10 protein-coding genes are annotated in these 17,861 nt (G+C 43.1%); 1 reads left to right on the top strand and 9 read right to left on the bottom strand.

Annotated elements, in window-relative coordinates:
* Window positions 1–2: 2 nt before the first annotated feature.
* From ACOSVP_RS04225 to ACOSVP_RS04190, 8 genes are all read right to left on the bottom strand, one after another.
* Window positions 3–818 carry a hypothetical protein gene (locus ACOSVP_RS04225; protein ID WP_487346239.1) on the bottom strand — a complete coding sequence of 272 codons (816 nt, stop codon included), beginning with the start codon at window positions 816–818 and terminating at the stop codon, window positions 3–5.
* Complete coding sequence (locus ACOSVP_RS04220) at window positions 781–2,310, bottom strand: C1orf50 family protein (protein WP_487346238.1); 1,530 nt, start codon at window positions 2,308–2,310, stop codon at window positions 781–783. The genes ACOSVP_RS04225 and ACOSVP_RS04220 overlap by 38 nt, the downstream gene beginning before the upstream one ends.
* An 86-nt stretch (window positions 2,311–2,396) precedes the next feature.
* Complete coding sequence (locus ACOSVP_RS04215) at window positions 2,397–3,395, bottom strand: helix-turn-helix transcriptional regulator (RefSeq protein WP_487346237.1); 999 nt, start codon at window positions 3,393–3,395, stop codon at window positions 2,397–2,399.
* 254 nt (window positions 3,396–3,649) lie between these two features.
* Complete coding sequence (gene proA / locus ACOSVP_RS04210) at window positions 3,650–8,941, bottom strand: anti-phage protein ProA (RefSeq protein ID WP_487346236.1); 5,292 nt, start codon at window positions 8,939–8,941, stop codon at window positions 3,650–3,652.
* 216 nt (window positions 8,942–9,157) lie between these two features.
* A complete protein-coding gene (locus tag ACOSVP_RS04205) occupies window positions 9,158–10,567 on the bottom strand; it encodes a restriction endonuclease subunit S (protein ID WP_487346235.1) in 1,410 nt (469 codons plus the stop codon).
* On the bottom strand, window positions 10,567–12,138 hold the full coding sequence (locus ACOSVP_RS04200; protein ID WP_487346234.1) for a class I SAM-dependent DNA methyltransferase: 1,572 nt from the start codon (window positions 12,136–12,138) through the stop codon (window positions 10,567–10,569). The genes ACOSVP_RS04205 and ACOSVP_RS04200 overlap by 1 nt, the downstream gene beginning before the upstream one ends.
* 37 nt (window positions 12,139–12,175) lie before the next feature.
* Window positions 12,176–15,691: a type I restriction-modification system endonuclease gene (gene hsdR / locus ACOSVP_RS04195; protein WP_487346233.1), complete on the bottom strand. Its 3,516-nt coding sequence runs from the start codon at window positions 15,689–15,691 to the stop codon at window positions 12,176–12,178.
* Between the two features lie 243 nt (window positions 15,692–15,934).
* A complete protein-coding gene (locus tag ACOSVP_RS04190; protein WP_487346232.1) occupies window positions 15,935–16,114 on the bottom strand; it encodes an AlpA family transcriptional regulator in 180 nt (59 codons plus the stop codon).
* Window positions 16,115–16,249: 135 nt separating this feature from the next.
* Between ACOSVP_RS04190 and radC the strand changes: the two genes are divergently transcribed.
* The gene (gene radC, locus ACOSVP_RS04185) at window positions 16,250–16,726 is read left to right on the top strand and encodes a RadC family protein (protein ID WP_487346231.1); all 477 of its coding nucleotides are present in this window, start codon (window positions 16,250–16,252) and stop codon (window positions 16,724–16,726) included.
* A 61-nt stretch (window positions 16,727–16,787) separates the two neighbouring features.
* Here radC and ACOSVP_RS04180 read toward each other — a convergent pair whose 3' ends face one another.
* The gene (locus ACOSVP_RS04180) at window positions 16,788–17,429 is read right to left on the bottom strand and encodes an inovirus Gp2 family protein (protein WP_487346230.1); all 642 of its coding nucleotides are present in this window, start codon (window positions 17,427–17,429) and stop codon (window positions 16,788–16,790) included.
* Window positions 17,430–17,861 lie beyond the last annotated feature (432 nt).

Here is a 17,861-nt window from a genome sequence, read left to right as displayed (position 1 = left end):
CTTTACTCAAACACAATTTCAGCAGCATTATTAACGGATAAAATTACTTCTTCTGCCGCCTCTTTCAATTCACCAAGAGTTTCTTCATCAATTTGAAACTTATCTGCTACAGTATCAACAACCAGATTTTCTAATTCATGTACACTACCATCAGCATGAGCCAAAGCGACCAATTCAAACAAAAATATTTTTCTCTCTGTCAAAGAAAGCTCACTAACCTGTAGCTTTTCAAAAATTTGCTCTAATACTGAAGCTATCAACTGCTTACGAACTTCAGGTAACTGTGCTAATGCTTGCTCATTTCTATCTTGATCAATGTCAGAGAGCTCAATCCCAAGTTCAATAAAATTCATTAGAACTTGCTTTTTGTATTCAGGCTTGCTTGCAGCTTCCTCAATAAAATCACGCAAAGATTCAATATAATTTCGTTTAAAAAATGACTCTAATAGAATAACATCTAAACTGCATAAATCGCCTAGCTGCCCCATTTTGAGTCCACGCATAACCCCTGAAGTACCTGACAAACTAGGATGCTCCACCGCACCTAATTCAAGCATACATATTCTTAAGGCTTCTGCCTCTTCAACAGAAGGTACGAACCAATTATCACCTCTTTGCTCACCTAAGCTCTCGCCTTGCAGAATGTTCAATTGTTTTAGAATTTCCCTATTATCCCCCCTCCTTGGTTCTGCAGTCACCAAAAGTGTCGCAAGGTCAATAAAAAGCAACTTACTCTCATTAGATAAGTTTATTTTAGATAGAAACATATTATTCCCTTTTTTATAATATAAAAATATCATCTGATGCCATGAATGCATCAAATTCTTCCTGTGTGTGAAGAGGCAAAGACAGCCCTAATTTTTCGGCAAATTGATTTGCACTTCTGGCAAACTCATCACTCGAAATCACGTCGATCTTATTCAAAGAAGAAAATAACTCCACTTGTATTTCCTTCGCACATTGAACTTTCTCAGCAATCAGTAGTTTTAGTTCCTTTTGATACTCTTCGTGCAAAACTCTTGCTGCTTCACACTTTTCTTTGATAAACAAATAGCGTTGATTCGCCATTTCTGCAGAATCCAAAACGGAGAGGTAAGATTGATAAAACATAGCTGATACCGTATGACCAATCATACCTCCTATCATTGCACCTAAGACTGGCACTGGAATTGCGATTTGACCTAAGGTTGCGCCAGCGCTACTAGCCATAGCGCTAGTAGTGGCCATAGCTGTTGCATGAAATAACGCCTTTTCATCAATATTCCCTTTTACATATTCAGAAATTGAGCTACTCAGCTGTATACAAGTTGAGACTACTAGGGCTGGCAAGGAGGATTTAGATAGAGCTCTTATACCTATATGACTAGACTGCTGCATACTCCCTTTAATAGCAGAGCCAATGAATCCAGTCATATAACCAACACCTGCAGCCTTTGCTGTTGTAACAGCACAATCAACTGCAGCATCCTTTAAATCTTTATCCCCGTTAATTAGAGCTAATGTATTAGTGGCAATTGAAATCGTGCCGCCTATAACTGCACCGAACTTTGCACCTTCAATCCCTGCTCTATGACTGACAAAGGCTATATCCTTGGTTGTTTCCCACTTAGGATTTAATCGATACTTAATAGCCTCATCAGTTGTAAGTCCTGAATCCCTAATTTTACCTTCAACTTTTTTGAAATTATCTGCTATTTCTTGCAATTTCTCAGCTAAGTCGCGATTACCGTCCTTTAATGCTCTTTCTGCTTGTTCCGAGAAGTTTTTTGATTGGCTAGCAGCATGTGCTTTTGCCACTTCTACTTGCTCTGTTGGCAAATCGATAAAATCATTTTTCAAATATCGTGAAAAATCATTCTTACCGCCACCAGACCCACCTGCAATTTTGTCTACTAACTGAGCAGGATCGTTAACAAATTTCATCTGAGCATGCTCTATGACTTGACCACTACCATCAATAACTACATGATCACTTACAGTATTATTAGAGCCGTACCCAGGGACATCTTCAGAACGAAATGTTCTTTCAGATCTACCATTAATTATATTCTCTGCATTATCACGGCTAGTTTTTACAACTTCTGCCGAAAAGCCAGCTTGCTGTTTAATATTTCTCTCAGCATACTCAGGGTTAATCTTATACTTTGATATTCCCTCTAACCCTCTCTCGAAGATCTGACCAGCTTCGTAATCAACTCCACGTAGACCTTTTAAAAACTCAGCATTGGCAGAGCCAAAACGGTCAACTACTTCGGATGAAGCTAGACCAATAACTACATTCTGTTTGTTATCCCTGCATTCTTTCGACATAAGAAAACCTAACAATTCCTATAATTAGAGTTACTTTACAACACCATGCGACAATTTGTGTCGTTGAAACTTAGCTAAAATAACAACTAGACTATTCCTAATAATTGCTTTGCCTGTCGGTGAATGTGCTCTCGCCAATCTACAGGTTTAATCACATCAACGGCAGAACCATAGCTCAGTAGCCACCGAAGCGTTTGCTGCTCATCTGGAACTATTGCGGTTAGCATGTACCAATCATCGCTTGATTCTTCCAGTGTTTGATTTTCACTGAGTGGTGTTTCAGAAAGCATCCAAGCAAGTTCTTGCTTAACTCGTGCTTTTAGCTCAATTTCTCTATTTGAGAATAGGTAACCAAATTCACCTCGACTGATATAGTCATTTAAATTAAAGCCATCCAAGGGGATAAACTCTTTCAGGGAAGGCTCAACTTTTTGAATTCGGTGAAGGGCAAATTGAAGAGGGTCATTGTAGTCGTTAACACTTGCAACGATATATGAAACGCTGTTACGAACTACGATCGCTTGGGGATGCAAAGTGTACTGCTTTACTTCATTGCGTTTTCGATTTAGATAAATCACATCGATAGCAAACTTTTCTAATACGGCTCTTGAGATTATTTCCCACACCCCCTCTTTTATAACAGCGGGTATTAGGGCTCTGCCGCTTGGTATTGCCTTTACTCGATGTGCCCAATCTGAGTAATCATTACTAGGTAATCCATTGAGGTATTGCTGCGCAGCATCAAATTGAGCAGAAATTTGATCAACAGCTATTTGCGGTAAAAGACCTAGCAAATACTTCTTTGCTAAAACAAATGTTAGTGCAGTTGGCGTATCAAGCCCAACCTTGAGGTCAGTAGCTGTTGAACACAAACTCCAGCGGTTCTCACCCTCTCCGTCAATGCATCTAAGAGGGAAGTAATTAGCAAGGGCATTCAAATCACGCTGGACTGTTCTAAGGGTAATTTTAAAACCCTTTTCTTCAAGCGCTGTATGTATAGTTGAAGTGGCTTTGTACCTTGGCTCTTTGGGTATGATTTGTAACATTGCCAATGTACGAAATAAGGTGTTGTTCTTCTCACCCATTTAGTGTCCTTACTACCTTGTGCAAAACACCGCTTCATCTTCCTGCGATGCCTCATTCCTTTACTAAGTGCTTACACTAACGCATTGTTAGTTATAACTCCATCCCAAATATAAGTTTGATCTAAACTTGTGTGATTCTTACATGATTAAGTTTTTTTATTTCACAACCACTGTTTTTTTTCCTATAAGAATCATTGATTTATAACAATAAAAAGGAGGCTGAATTAGCCTCCTTCTTCAACGTTATCGCGCTCTTACTCTTCTACAAACTCAGCGTCTTCAACCTCAGCCCCGTCAGTTAGGCCTTTCTCCTTTTCTTGTTTGGCTTTTTCTAAAGCGATTTTTGCTCTGCTTTCTTCCAGTAGCTCTGTAAGGCGATCATGAAGAAGCTGTAATGAAGCTTGCTTGTTAACCCACCAGTCAGTTGACCACACTCGAACGATGGTCCAACCTAAGCTCTCTAAGACTGACTGTCGGATCTTGTCGCGCTCACGGGCATAAGCTGAGCTGTGGTACATCGCGCCATCACATTCCAAACCAGCAAGGTAGCGACCAGGTAAATCTGGGTGAACAATCCCCATATCAATTCGGTACGCCGATACACCTACTTGTGGGTGTAGCTGCCAACCTTTCGCTTGTAGCTCTCGCGCCACCGCCACTTCAAACGGTGATTCAAAGTCTCCTTGTGAGCCTCTCGCTTGAGATCCAAGTGCAACAGGACCACGTTCAGCGTATTCCAAGAAATGCTTCAAATCAGCCACACCGCGAGCTGATGTTCTCTTAAGATCGATAAGGTCGGGACTTAAAGTAGAGAACACTACCATCTCAGAGCGAGCACGAGTCATTGCAACGTTCAAACGACGTTCACCACCCACTTTGTTAATTGGACCAAAGTTCATGGTGACATGACCTGCTTCGTCAGGCCCAAAGGTAATACTGAACAAGATCACATCACGTTCGTCACCCTGTACTGTCTCTAGGTTCTTAACAAATACCGGTTCCAAGTGATCATCAGAAAACGCCCATTCAATACTTGGATCTTCACGGCGTGCTTCATCCAGCAAATCTTGGATAAGGGTCTGTTGCTTGCTGTTAAATGTGACCACACCAATGGACTGATTGCGTTCTGTTGCGTCTTCGCTTGTTAAGCGACGCACGATTTCAGCAACCACCGCTTTCGCTTCACCTTGATTCTGCTGAGACTTACCACGGGCATAAAACCCTTCTGGTCTCACCAATTTAACACCATTATCTGGATGCACCGGCGCAGGGAAGGTAATCAACGAGCAGTCGTAGTAATTACTATTGGAAAACGCGATTAAGCTTTCTCGACGAGAGCGATAGTGAAGATTCAAAAGTCGCTGTGGAATCGAAGCACCTAGCAATTCATCCAAGATACTTTCAAGGTCACCTTCGGTATCGTAATCGCCATCAGGGTCTTCATCTGAGCGACCAAAGAAGTTGGAAGGCGGCATTTGTTTCGGGTCACCAGCCACAATCACTTGCTTGCCTCGCGCCAAAGCACCCACGGCATCCCAAACAGTAATCTGAGAAGCCTCATCGAAAATCACCACATCAAACAAAGCTTGCTCTGTACCAAGAAACTGAGCGATGGACAGCGGTGACATCATCATACAAGGCGCTAATGTCGTGACGGCATCAGTAGCTTCTTGAAGAAGCTGACGCACTGGCTTATGTCGCGTTTTCTTCTGAATCTCATGACGTAACACGCCCCAAGAGCTCGCCTTCGTTCCAGTGTCTTTACTTGGGATCTGGCCTGACAGTTTTGCAGCAATGTATTGAGCGGTCAGCTGACAGAACTCTTTATCTAACGCTTGGAAATTAAGAATCGTTTGCTCATGCTCAGGCGAAGAGAACTCTCGCAACACACGATCTTCATTGATAAGCGCTTTAGACCACCAAGCGCAATAAGCCGCCTCAAATGCATCTTCAATTTCTTCAGAGGTGATAGCACCGTTCTCAATAGCGGTGACTAGCGAGCCCAGTTGTAGATCTTGAGCATCGTGTTTACGCTTATTCCATGCACACCAAGCTTTCAGCTCAACTTGCTTAGATAAGATGACATCTGCCATGTCAGCGATTGCATCAAAGTTATCTAATGCATCCACACTTTCAGAAGCCGCTCTAGATTTAAAATCTGTGAACGCTAAATCAAACTGCGAGATCTTCTCGATCATACGTGTAATAGCAATACCGATAGGCCCATCAGATGCCAGTAGATCATTACCATCATGAAGTAAGCTACGTACCTTGCTACGTAGCGCCATCAATGTCTCAGTATCTGGTGCTAACTGGCTTACCGCCTTACGAGCACGCACACCAATCAGCTGCAATGCTGCAACAGCTTCAGGGTTGGTATCGTGGCTATTCCAGTCTTTTAAGTTAGAAAGCTGTCTATCAAGCCCAGCAATGGCTTCACCTTTCTCTTTAAGCTCAGCCAACACTGCGATGTCTTGATCTAGGTTTGGCTCTCCTTGAGCGCCTTTTGCTTTGACATCTTTGATGATTTTGCGTGTCGCAAAAAAACGTTTTAAGAACCAAGCCTCATTAGCCGCTTGCCATTCGCTCTTAAGCCCAGCTGGATCAATTGATTTCCATGCCAACGGTGAGTAGTCACAGCTCAATTCGCTTTGTAGACGAATGTAGCTTTGCAGTAGTGTCACTGCCTGCTCTAACGCCTCAATCAAATCTTGTCCATCAGGCTCTAAAGCATATCCTGATTGAGTTCTGTACGAGTCTAATAAGACTTGCCCAAGCTCTTCTAATAAAGCCAACTGGCTAATGGAAATATCACCAAACTCAAATCCTAGAGCACTGACAAAACCTTCTACGGCTTGCTTCGCATCTTTTGAGGCAACTTTTAGAGTTTGAGCACTGTTAATTAGGCCATCTTGCCATGCGGGTCCCCAATCATCAGCCTGGATATAGGCTAATGGGTGTTGATTAACAGAACCAATTGCGTTGGCTTGTACAGCAAGGTTTTCTACAACCTCTCGCATATGCTGCAAATCTTGGACACTGTGCTGATCCGCACTTGGCCAAGACAGCTCCACTTTTTCTAGAAGTGCGGTATCTCGAATCTTAACGCCCATTGCATAATGAGCAGTCATGCCATTTGAGCGTTTACGATGAAGGGCCTCTACTAAGCCATTTAGCATGTCTCGACTGCGTTTTAGTTGCTCTGACTTTGCTTGCCAAGCTTCCGCAGTTTGAGCGCCACTTTGCGTCCAAGACTCATTTAACTGAGCAAGCACATCGGCTTTCTTGGCTTTGTTTGAGTGAAGTTCTAAACAAAATGAACCTAGACCAATGTCTTTTAATCGGCGATGCACCACTTCAAGTGCAGCAGTTTTCTCAGAAACAAATAGAACCTTTTTACCCTTGCCCAGCATGTGAGCGATTAGGTTACTGATGGTCTGGCTTTTACCCGTTCCTGGCGGCCCGATAATAACGAAGTCTTTACCTCGATCCGCCGTTGCAACAGCGGCCATTTGCGATGAGTCAGCAGGTAGCGGTGTTAACAAATCCGAAGGATTGTACTGATAGTCCAGCTCATTCGGCTCAACAAAGGAAATATCAGACTTGTAACGTTCACGGGGTGTTTCGAGCAAATGCTTCACAACGTCGTTTTGTTTTAGCTGATCCGCACGTTCTACCAAGTCTTTCCACATCAGATATTTAGCAAATGAGAAATGCCCCAAGGCCACCTCATCCACTAGCTCAAATCCTGGTGCATCTTTTACCGCAGAACGCACCCAAGCAAAAATCTGTGACACATCAAGGCCAGAGTCATCCTTAGGTAAGTCGCCAGCCAACTTACTTAACTCAATGCCAAAGTCTCGCTTTAGCATCTCAATCAAAGTCGTGTTAAAGGTTGGCTCATCATCGGATGCGATGATTTTGATGCCACTACGAACCGATTTACGCTCCAACGATACCGGTAATAAAATCAAAGGCGCTCGGTAGCGCTTTTCATCGTTCTTATCTTTTTTCCAAAACAAAAAGCCAACCGCTAAAAACAAGGTATTAGAGCCGCCTTCTTGCATCGAGGTTTGCGTCTTACGGTAAATCTCAACAGAACGTTTAGTTAACTCATCTTCGGTTAGATTCACCAACAGCTGCTTTTTACGTAATGCATCTAACGCATATTCACGCTTAATATCATCGCCGGTACGCTGCTCATGAATATCTGAGTCTTGGCTACTTGATGAAAGCTTTGGAAATGGCTCCACTGAAATACGTGCGCCGCTGGCTAATAAGTCTTCCAATAGGCCAGCATCAGGCACAACAAACGACAGGCTCGATTTACTGTCTTTATGGTTCAGCAGTGGGTTTACGGCCGTCAAAGAGAGCAGCTTACGCTGCCAACGGTCTAAACGTCCCGCAGGCGTTGTAACAGTTTCCTCTTCAACTGACTCATCTGAAAAGTCAGGTAAATTCGGCGCTTCTTCTAATGCGGTTTCATAAACTTCAGGAACTTCATCGCCAGCACCGCTACTGGTATCTTTTTGCACAAAACCTAATGGTCTGATTTGATGCGCTCGTGCTCGGCGAATATCAATCGCCATACTGAATTGGCTTTCTTCTTCAATCGCGACCGCTCGATTACCCTTTTCGATGGCCTTGGAGAAAGACACGGCTGGGTGATTGGTGACCAGTGTTGTCTCGATCAAAATCAAATCATGATCAGGCAAACGCTTGCGCAGTACTTCCGCTTCATCGGTGCTGATCGCTGACAGTTCTTCTGGATGCAGCCAAAGACCTACTAAAGCATGGCCTTCTTTTAGGACGACTAGTGGGTTTAAGCCTGCTTGTTCAAACGCTGCGGCAAATAACATGGTCGTGTCCAAACACGTACCGAGGCCTGATTCTAATACTTGGTTCGGGAAACGAATCTTTTGTCCGTTTCGCTCAAAGCTTGAGGGTGGCAGCGCGTAACTTAACTGAAGATTGGCAATAGCCGAATAAATCGCCGACGCTATCGACCAAACACGCTCGCGGCTTTTTGAAACATAACCATCGATTTGGTCTGCTTTACCGGCATTACGTAACACACGGCTCGCATCTTTTAAAATACGATCCACGGCTTTATTGTTTGGCATACAAAACGCTGCCAAAAGCTCAGGCATATACTCTGAACCGCCCCATTCATTGTGGGCCAGCAGTTCAATCTTGTGCTCGCTCTCTGCCAGCACCTCATCGCCTTTGCGGATTTCGATGGCAACACTACCCGAGATCGACTCCGTCAAGCCCATCAGAAAACCGCCATCAAGCTCTAGATCCCGATCTTTGATCGGCAATGCGCCGTTAGCGGCTAATCGATCAATCGTCCATGTCTTGCCCTTTAAAAAACTAGGCGATGAAGTAAGACGAATCTCAATATTTTCTAACGTGGTATCTGATGTGTTCTCTACCCGTAATTCACGCAGTACTGAGAAGGCACTTTGATGGCTAGCGAAGTTGATTTTATCAACCAAATTAACGGATAGCTGGCAGATACTGTCATCTATGGATTTTACAGTCATTACGATTACCTAACTCTTTAACTGGGTGTATCAGTCTTGATACACCCATCAGTCATTTGATGATTACTAAGCGATGTGGGATGTTAAGTCTGTCATAACATCGATTATGATGCGGTCAACTTAGTGACCGCGAAGATAAAGATTGTTTCGATACCCTTCAAAACACACCTCCTCCAAGTAACGAGATACTTGATGTAATTAAGCGTCTTTCTTAATTTATTTCTTGGCTGGTTTCTTTTTCGTTGTCTTTTTCGATAGAGCCGCTCGCTCTGCTTTGATGCGTTCTAGCAAGGCTTCAGCGCTATTCTCACCACTGATCAAATCAGGATGCTCCGCACGCCAGTCAGCTGTCAGCTCACCACGAAAGGCTTTCGCTAAAATCGACTGAGTCAGCTTATTCACTATCTCCAGCGCAGCATTGGCTTTTTCTTCCACGCTCTCTGCGAAAGCAAATAGCTCTTCAACGCGGCGGACGATTTCGGTTTGTTCTACGATTGGTGGTGTTGGCACCGGTATTCGACTTAAGTCTTTTTGATTGATTTTTGGTAAAACGGAACGACTTTCTGCATTTGATGCCCATTCCGTAAACCCTGAAGTTAGCATCCACCGAAATAGATAATGAGTATTTATTCGGCTGTTTACTGGATACATATCAGCACTACACAACCCATCAAACTCAGCAATTGTTACTTTGGCTAGATAAGGTCGAATCTTTGAGTAAATTATCTGACCTTTAGTAAACTTATGTTTCGCACTAGTAACACCATCTTCAGAAACTGTTTGGAATCCTGAAACAAAACCAGTCCAAGATTCGATATGATTCGGCGCAATATGTATAGCCTCACCATTATCTAAAGGGCTCACAAGGTTCGATGCGATGTCTGCAACTTGATCAAATCTAAACCAATGCCAATTTTTTGGAAGTAAAGGAAGTTGTTTTCCTCTGAATTCAGTCAACTCTGGCTCTTTAATAAATCCTTCGAGGCCAATACACCTCTCCCGCCACTCCTCCGTCAATTTCCCACTCACTGCGGAGGCAAGAACAGATTGGCGGAAAGTTTTAAGGATCTCAGGGATGCGCTCTAGGCGGGCTTTGGTGGTTTCCACCTGCGCCAGCATTGAGTCAAGTTTATCCGCAATGACTTTTTGTTCGGCAAGGGGAGGAAGTGGAATTGTAAGCTTCTTTAACTTAGTGCCATTTACATTTGGTTGACCAATCCCCGCACTAAATTCAGTAATTTGCTGCCAGTATTGCTGCGAATTAAAAAAATGACTTAGCAGAGAAATTAACCCGTCTGAAGCGGTTCTTACTCGGATTAAATAGGATGCATAAACGGCTTTTGGTGGTTCAGTTTTCACCAAAAAACTCTTGCCGACTGTTGCCCCTGTTCTAGCAAAAAGAAGATCATTTTTCTTCAATAGGTACTTTTCAATCTTACTTTCTTCAATTGAACAATATGGGACATCAGACCATGTCACTGAATTATCTTGTATATCGGTAATACGCAGCATTTTAGGGCCGATATCTTCAGTGCTAGACGATGCTGTATAACCATAAGAGACATCTGTAGTCAGTTGTTCTAACTCAGTATACACCCAACTTTCAGGGACCATTGAAGCACTCATCAATTTGCCCCTTCTAATGCCTTTAATAAGCTATCAAGCTCACTTAACGCAGCTTCTAGCTCATCTTTGGCTTCATTGGCTAACACGGCGGGCTCTGGCAAGTCAGCCGCATCGATGCTGTCTTTGTCTTTTAGCCAGCTGATATCTAATGAGTCACCTTTGGTATCGGCAATCCATTCACGGGTAAAACAGCGCCAGCGTGAATGCACAAGACGATCATCAATACCTTGGTTTTCTTCGATGTCGTCTTTTTCGACCTCGATTTCTTCTGAGCCAAAGCTGTATTCACCTTCGCTGCGAGGGCTTATGCCATCGGCGTTGTCGCCATACACAGCTTCAAATGGGGCTAAGTGCGAATCGCCAAATGGTGTGCGTTTACCGAAGCTTGGCATATTGGTGCGTAGGTCATATACCCATACGTTTTCGGTGCAGTTTTCTTCTTGATGCTTGTCTTTAGGCGAGCCTTTGGTAAAGAACAACACATTGGTCTTTACACCCTGTGCGTAGAAAATACCCGTCGGCAGACGCAGGATAGTATGTAGATTACATTTATCCATGAGGTCGCGGCGCACATCCGTGCCGACACCCGCTTCAAATAACACGTTATCCGGTAATACCACCGCCGCACGTCCACCTGGTTTTAGGTTACGGTAGATATGCTGTAAAAACGCCAGTTGCTTGTTGCTGGTTTTAAAGGTCAGGTCATCACGGGTATTCGACGCTTCGCCACCTTTGCTGGTACCAAACGGCGGATTGGCTAGGATAATATCCGCTTGCTTAAGTGATTTACCGGCTTCACCTAGCGCATTACCAAGATGAACCACACCTTCGTCATCGCCTTCCATACCGTGTAGTAGACAGTTCATCAGCGCTAGACGGCGTGTATTCGGGACCAGCTCTACCCCAACAAAAGCGTTGTTCTTTTGGAATGCAGCTTCTTTACTGTTGAGGTCAAAGTAGTCATCGGTTTGCTCGCGCATGTATTGGTCTGCTGCAACTAAGAACCCTGCGGTACCCGCTGCTGGGTCTTGAATCACTTCGCCAGTTTGAGGCTTAAGACAGCGCACCATGCTGTTAATCAATGAACGGGGCGTGAAGTACTGACCTGCGCCGGATTTGGTTTCAGAAGCGTTCTTTTCCAGTAAGCCTTCGTACAAATCCCCTAGACCATCTTTTTGAGCACTGAACCAGTCGATTTGATCAAGTGTTTTGATCATTTGCTCTAGGTGACGTGGCTCACGCAGACGTGTCTGCGCATCGGCATAAATCGCACTGATTAATGGGTCTTCGTGTACGAAGTTACCTAGCGCATCTTTACCCGATGACAGGCTAAGCAAGATGCGTTTGTAGTCGTCTAGCAGGTTGATCCCAGACTTTTCATTGATATCTGTCCAACGACAGCCCTCTGGCAACGGGTGTTTTTTCAATGTGCCCGCTTCCGTGTTCTCATGCACCATTTTGATAAATAACAGCAGTACCAACTCGGTCACGTAATCACTGTAGTTGATGCCGTCATCACGCAGCACATCACACAGGTTCCAGAGTTTTTGTACGATATCGTTGTTGGTCATAGGGTTCTCTTATACTTGAAAATTAAGGATTCGATGATTAAGCACTTTTTTGTGGCCAAATAGCTTCGCTTAGTTCATCCAATACCGTATCTAATTGATTATTTAGCATTTTATCAAATTGCTTAGCGCCACCGTTATCAGAAAAACGCTCGTTTACGAATTCTCTGTCGATAATCACTTCATGGACTAGCTGCTTAGCAAGACGATCAAGCCACTTTCTCTGTTGGCTTGACCAGGGATGACTGCTATGGATTTTATCCATCGCTTGTGCAACGCGTGTTTCAAAGGGAATTAATGGCTCCCCAAGTGCTGCACGGCGGATATGCCCAACAATTTTGGCCGCAATGTCATGATTGGTTTGATTGCGCACCGCTGCTCGTAGATTTGCCTCAGAGTAACCAGCGCCATCAAGAAGTAGCGTGACTTCTTTCAACTGCTCACGGGTCATGTCGCGTGGTTTATTGACCACCACGGCCAACGCGGCACTTTGGTTTAATTGCTCTTTGATAAAGCGATTAAAGCTTTCAAGATAGTCTTCAGGGCGTTCATGAGCGCCATAGCTTTGAGTACGGTCTCTAATTTCATCTTCATGAACAGAAATCACCGGCATACGATCACTGCCTACTAGCATTACGACTTCAGATAATTGATTTAATAATCCCGAATGCTGGGTTACGAACTCAGAAGCTTGCTGAGGTCCTAAGTCCTGCAAGTGTTTATGTAGCTCTTTCGGCTCGACACCCCAAAGCTGATGCAACTCATCGAGCTTAGTTTTGAGGTCTGGTTTGGATTCTGATGCCTTCTCTGCTTTACGAAGTACACGCATTAGCTTTTGACTGAGTTGGCTCAATATTACTTGAGCATGGCTCTCATCAGGCGTATCGCCTGGACTGTTCAGCGCTTGATTAAGCGTATAAGGATTGCTTAATTCGTCTACGAGCTGCTCTATAGTGATATTAGGATCTTTCACCAGCGGCTTCATGGTATTCACGTCGCTCAATGCAGCGTATATATCTACTGGGTCGTAAATGCGGAATACTGTTTTGCCTATATCGTCACAACGACGTGTGGCACGTCCGATCATTTGTTCGTAAAGGATACGAGACTTAACCCGACGTAAGAACACAAGGTTACAGATCTTAGGTACATCGATACCCGTGGTTAAAAGATCCACGGTAATAGCAATATTTGGGTAACGTTCGTTTTTATATCGGCTGATTAATTTATCGACATGATGACTTTGGCCAGTAATTTTTTGGACAGCATCTTGGTTGTATTGATCACCATAAAATGCTTTAAAAGCATCATCTAACAATCGCTTAACCATATCGGCATGATTATCTGTCGCACAAAAAATCATGGTTTTTTCGTCGCCGAACGGGTCTAGCTCTTTCTCCGCAAGCTCTTCACAAATTACTTTATTAAAGTTTTCATTGATCACTCGCTTATTAAAAGCATCCACATCAAATTTAAGTTCGTCCTCTAACTCAGCGGTATTAATAACGCCTGTTTTAGTATCGATGGCTTCTACGCTTTCACCTTTTTCAAACTTAATTCCTTGCTGTGTTAGCAAGGTCTCGTAGCGAATAGGCGGCTCGTGATCTATCAGCCAATCATCAGCAACCGCTTCACGATAAGAATAGGTATAAACAGGTTTTCCAAAGATTTCTGACGTATGTTTGGCTGGTGTCGCTGTTAAAGCGATCTTCTTTGCATCGAAGTATTCAAGCACTCTGCGATAGCTGGAGACATATTGGCTAATATCACGAGTAGCAAGCTCGCCTTCTGTCATTTCCTGATCAAGCGTATAACCACGGTGAGCTTCGTCAATGATGATACAGTCAAATTGGTCGATTGGTGGTGGCGTATCTGACATAAAGATACGTTTAACCATGGCCTGTACCGTTGCCACCTGAATACGCGTTTCTGCTTCAGATGCCATATCCCCGAATTCCGCTACGTTGTAGATCTTTGACAGTGTATGGTTTTGCTCTAGAGGTGCTTCATTGAACGCATCAATCGCTTGGTTGCCTAGCGCAGTACGATCAACAAGAAATAGAATTCGTTTAAATCGTTCCGCTTTAAGAAAACGATAGATCAGACCAATAATAGTTCGTGTTTTGCCTGTCCCCGTCGCCATGGCTAGCAATGCATTTTGGGCATTATGTTCTAGAGCAGTTTCAACGGATCTAATGGCTTTTTCTTGGTAATCACGAAGCTTCAGGTAGGTAAAACTTTCTTGGTGAAGTTTCTGCTCAGCTTCTTCCTTGCTGCGTTTTAACAAGTCATAAAGGCCATCCGGCGTATGGAACTTTGGTAAGGCTCTTTTGGTATTGCTAGATTCACGCACATCTCTGAACCACGTACCTGATTGCTCGGCTAGTTGAGGGATGTATGGTCGCCCATTACATGAATAGACAAACGGAACTTTGTAGTGGCCTTCATTATCATCAGCCCAGGCAATGGTTCGTCCTGCAAGCTCCCAAGCTGGCTGCATCGTTTCATCTAAAATGAAGCCTTTGCTGTAAAACTCCGCTTGAGGGATTTTACCTGCCACATTGGTATTTTTTTTCTTGGCTTCTACGACAGCGATTGGCGTTAAACCACGAAATAGCACATAGTCAGCTCGACCTTTGTCACTGCCATCTTTGGTAGGCCATTCCGCAATTGCTTTGCTCACACCTTTTTCAGGGCGAACACCTTTCTTGTAGGTAAGCTCTTGGGTATCCGCTTGCCAGCCTGCTTCTTGTAACTGCTGGTCAATGAGCACCCGAGTCAGCTCTTCACTAAGAGAGATATTTTGACCCGCTACGCGAGTATTTTTCGATACTTGCTGTTTCTGTTGTGCAATTGCTTTGTCATCTTGATCTTTTAGGCGTTGTTTCAACGCACGAATCGTACCTTCAAACTCTTTGCGTTGCTCCGATAAAGCCTGTTCGTGTTCTTTCGCTAACTCAGCCAGCTCTTTTGATTCTTCGTCCATCATCAGAGCTAGAGCTTCATATTCAGCCTTTTCCTTATTGATTAAGTCATTAAGCTGCTTACTAGTATCTAGTTTGACGTTCGCCTTTGATAAATCATTTTTAAGATTTTCAATTTCATTCTGAAGCTGGCGTAATTGGCCACTTGGGTCGGTAGGCGGGATAAAAGGACCCGCTTTGAAGGAAGTACCCTGTTTACCAAAAGACTGGTGGAACCATATCGCTAACTCACGGGCAAACTTAAGACCATCAAGTGCTTCCTTATGGCGAGTTTTAAACTGGTGAGTTGCCTTGTTGCCCTCTATACGGAGGGTATGAAAAAGCTCTCGAACGGAAGGTTCAAACTCTAGCTCTCGATTTAACTGATAGAGTAAATCGACTTGAGTGGTTTTCTCATCAAACTCAACGCCTATTAATGAGGCTATATGCTGAGCTAATGCTTCTCCTAACTGGCGAAGCTTGATCAAAGTAGTGTTTGGGTCACTGGCAAAAACTCGCTCAGCTCCTACAGCCAATTCAACAAAAAGAGGATCGTGTTCTTTTAGAAAAGCAAAGTTCGAAGGTGTTTGCATTGTTATACTGCTTCCATTCCGCTAACTGTTTGCTGACTACCTCTCTGCATTAGGCTTTATGCACCATAGGTAGTAAATAATCATGTTCCCTTGAATCTAACATAGTGGCTTGCTAGTAAGGAATGAGTAAACGGGCAAAGTTTGGGGAATAGAAGAACCAAGGAGGGATTAGATTTCAGTGCAACTTCAGATAATTCAATAAACCATACGTACATCTTAACTTTTAAATATGTAAGCTTACACCTACATCCTTTGTTTCATCTTATCATAAAGCCAACCTTGCACTTCTTCTTCAATCCAAGCCACCGCCCTAGGCCCCAACTGAATAGGCCTTGGGAAGTCACCACGCGCCATGTACGCATAGATTGATGATTTTGATAGTCCTGTTGTATCGATAACGTCTTTCAATTTGATTACTCGCATTTTGATGCCCTCGTTCTAGTACATCAAAGTGCATCCGTGTAATTTCTTACTTGGTTAACGCTTCAATTCTAAATTTTTTCAAACCTACATTACTCCTGTGTATTAGCCCCAACATCCGTACTTAGGAGTTACCTTATGCACCAACTAGAAATCCCCCTTAGAGAATTTCAGTACCAATCAAAACAAGAAGTTATTGATGCAGCTGCATCATTCATTCAAGAAAGGCTTCATCGTGAAAGCCTTTCATTTACAAATTGCATGGAGGTTAAACGCTTCATGATGACAAAGCTTTCTTGGCAAGACAGGGAGGTCTTTGCAGTACTGTTTCTTGATAGCCAGCATCGTTTGATCAAGTACGAGGAAATGTTCTTTGGGACAATCGACTCAGCCGCCGTCTATCCAAGAGAAATTGTAAAGGCGGCTTTAAGAAATAACGCTGCGGCCGTCATTCTTGGACACAACCATCCATCTGGCATAACAACCCCATCCAACGCAGACTTACAGATAACCGAACGTATCAAGAGAGCCCTGGACATCATTGACGTTAGAACCCTGGACCATGTCATCGTAGGTGAAGATGCGCATTCGCTTGCAGAGTATGGCGAGCTATAAAGAGAGTCTAAGGTGGCGCGTGCCACCTTAGACTTACATTGAAATATGCTTTAGACCTATATTATTTATAAAAAGATATTTTTTTTACACTTGATGCCTGTGAACAGCCGATAGCACGCTTACCAACAACCTTTGTTCGCTTCTTAGCCAGATAGCTCAATCGGTGAAATAGGCTCTTGTACACGTCTTGAAAGTCCTTGGAGTTCCCATCAAGCTTGTACACTCCATTCTTACAGTAATGCACCAACCCCTGAGCCCCCTTTTCACCGGATAAAGCCAAAGAGCTTGCCCAGGCAGACTGAATCCGTGAGGCCATATTAACTTTAGAACTGTTTAAATTGCCGAATGACATGAACGCATCATGATTCAAAGTAATTACAAAATGAAAGTGATCATGTTTGGCGCCTGCATTTTCTCTCACCCATAGATAACGCAAATTGTGCGTATAGATTCTCTGGCTTGCTTTGCGCTTTTTCAGCTCTAAAGCGTTTAGCTTTGATTTAAGGGAATCAATAAATTTAGACACGCACTTTTCTTCATCACCTATATATATTTCTGGGAAACGTAGATCGAATCGAAGAACAACACACCGTTTTGAAATTGATGCACTGGTATCGATAAAACCTTTGATCTTCGCTAAGTAGATAACGTTATGCTCTTGTAACTTCCCCTGAACCTCATAACCTAAGTATTTTTCATTCATTTCTCACTCTCCGATGTTGTTTGATACATCGAAGAGCTGCTTTGTAATTTCTTACATATAAATACCAGCTATAAAGCTTTTAAGATGTTTCTTAAGAACATCTTTGATATTAGATATTATTATAACCAACACAGATCTAGGCCACTACGCTCTAAATACAGGTCACTTCAAATTTCAAATCACCGCAACCTCCTAGCCCTCCTCAGATGAATACACTCTGAAGTTAAAAGTTGATTAAGAATCAGGCTTCACAGATTGAAACCCAAAAGAAAAATTACATAAGCTCTATAAGATTCCATGTATCTATTGATTTATATAGTGATAGATAAATTTAAAAACTAAAAACAAACTAAATATAAACTTATAATTGTTTATAAAATCACTTATAATTTACCTTTAAATCACTAATAAATTACTAAGTAAATATGAATA

The organism is Marinomonas sp. HM11-D, assembly GCF_057626615.1.
Note: the sequence above shows the minus strand (reverse complement) of the source record. Positions and strands in the feature narration are given on the sequence as shown.

Coding starts and splice junctions, on each gene's coding strand:
- ACOSVP_RS04225 (WP_487346239.1), bottom strand. CDS start 818: ATGCATTCATGGCATCAGATGATATTTTTATATTATAAAAAAGGGAAT.
- ACOSVP_RS04220 (WP_487346238.1), bottom strand. CDS start 2,310: ATGTCGAAAGAATGCAGGGATAACAAACAGAATGTAGTTATTGGTCTA.
- ACOSVP_RS04215 (WP_487346237.1), bottom strand. CDS start 3,395: ATGGGTGAGAAGAACAACACCTTATTTCGTACATTGGCAATGTTACAA.
- proA (WP_487346236.1), bottom strand. CDS start 8,941: ATGACTGTAAAATCCATAGATGACAGTATCTGCCAGCTATCCGTTAAT.
- ACOSVP_RS04205 (WP_487346235.1), bottom strand. CDS start 10,567: ATGAGTGCTTCAATGGTCCCTGAAAGTTGGGTGTATACTGAGTTAGAA.
- ACOSVP_RS04200 (WP_487346234.1), bottom strand. CDS start 12,138: ATGACCAACAACGATATCGTACAAAAACTCTGGAACCTGTGTGATGTG.
- hsdR (WP_487346233.1), bottom strand. CDS start 15,691: ATGCAAACACCTTCGAACTTTGCTTTTCTAAAAGAACACGATCCTCTT.
- ACOSVP_RS04190 (WP_487346232.1), bottom strand. CDS start 16,114: ATGCGAGTAATCAAATTGAAAGACGTTATCGATACAACAGGACTATCA.
- radC (WP_487346231.1), top strand. CDS start 16,250: ATGCACCAACTAGAAATCCCCCTTAGAGAATTTCAGTACCAATCAAAA.
- ACOSVP_RS04180 (WP_487346230.1), bottom strand. CDS start 17,429: ATGAATGAAAAATACTTAGGTTATGAGGTTCAGGGGAAGTTACAAGAG.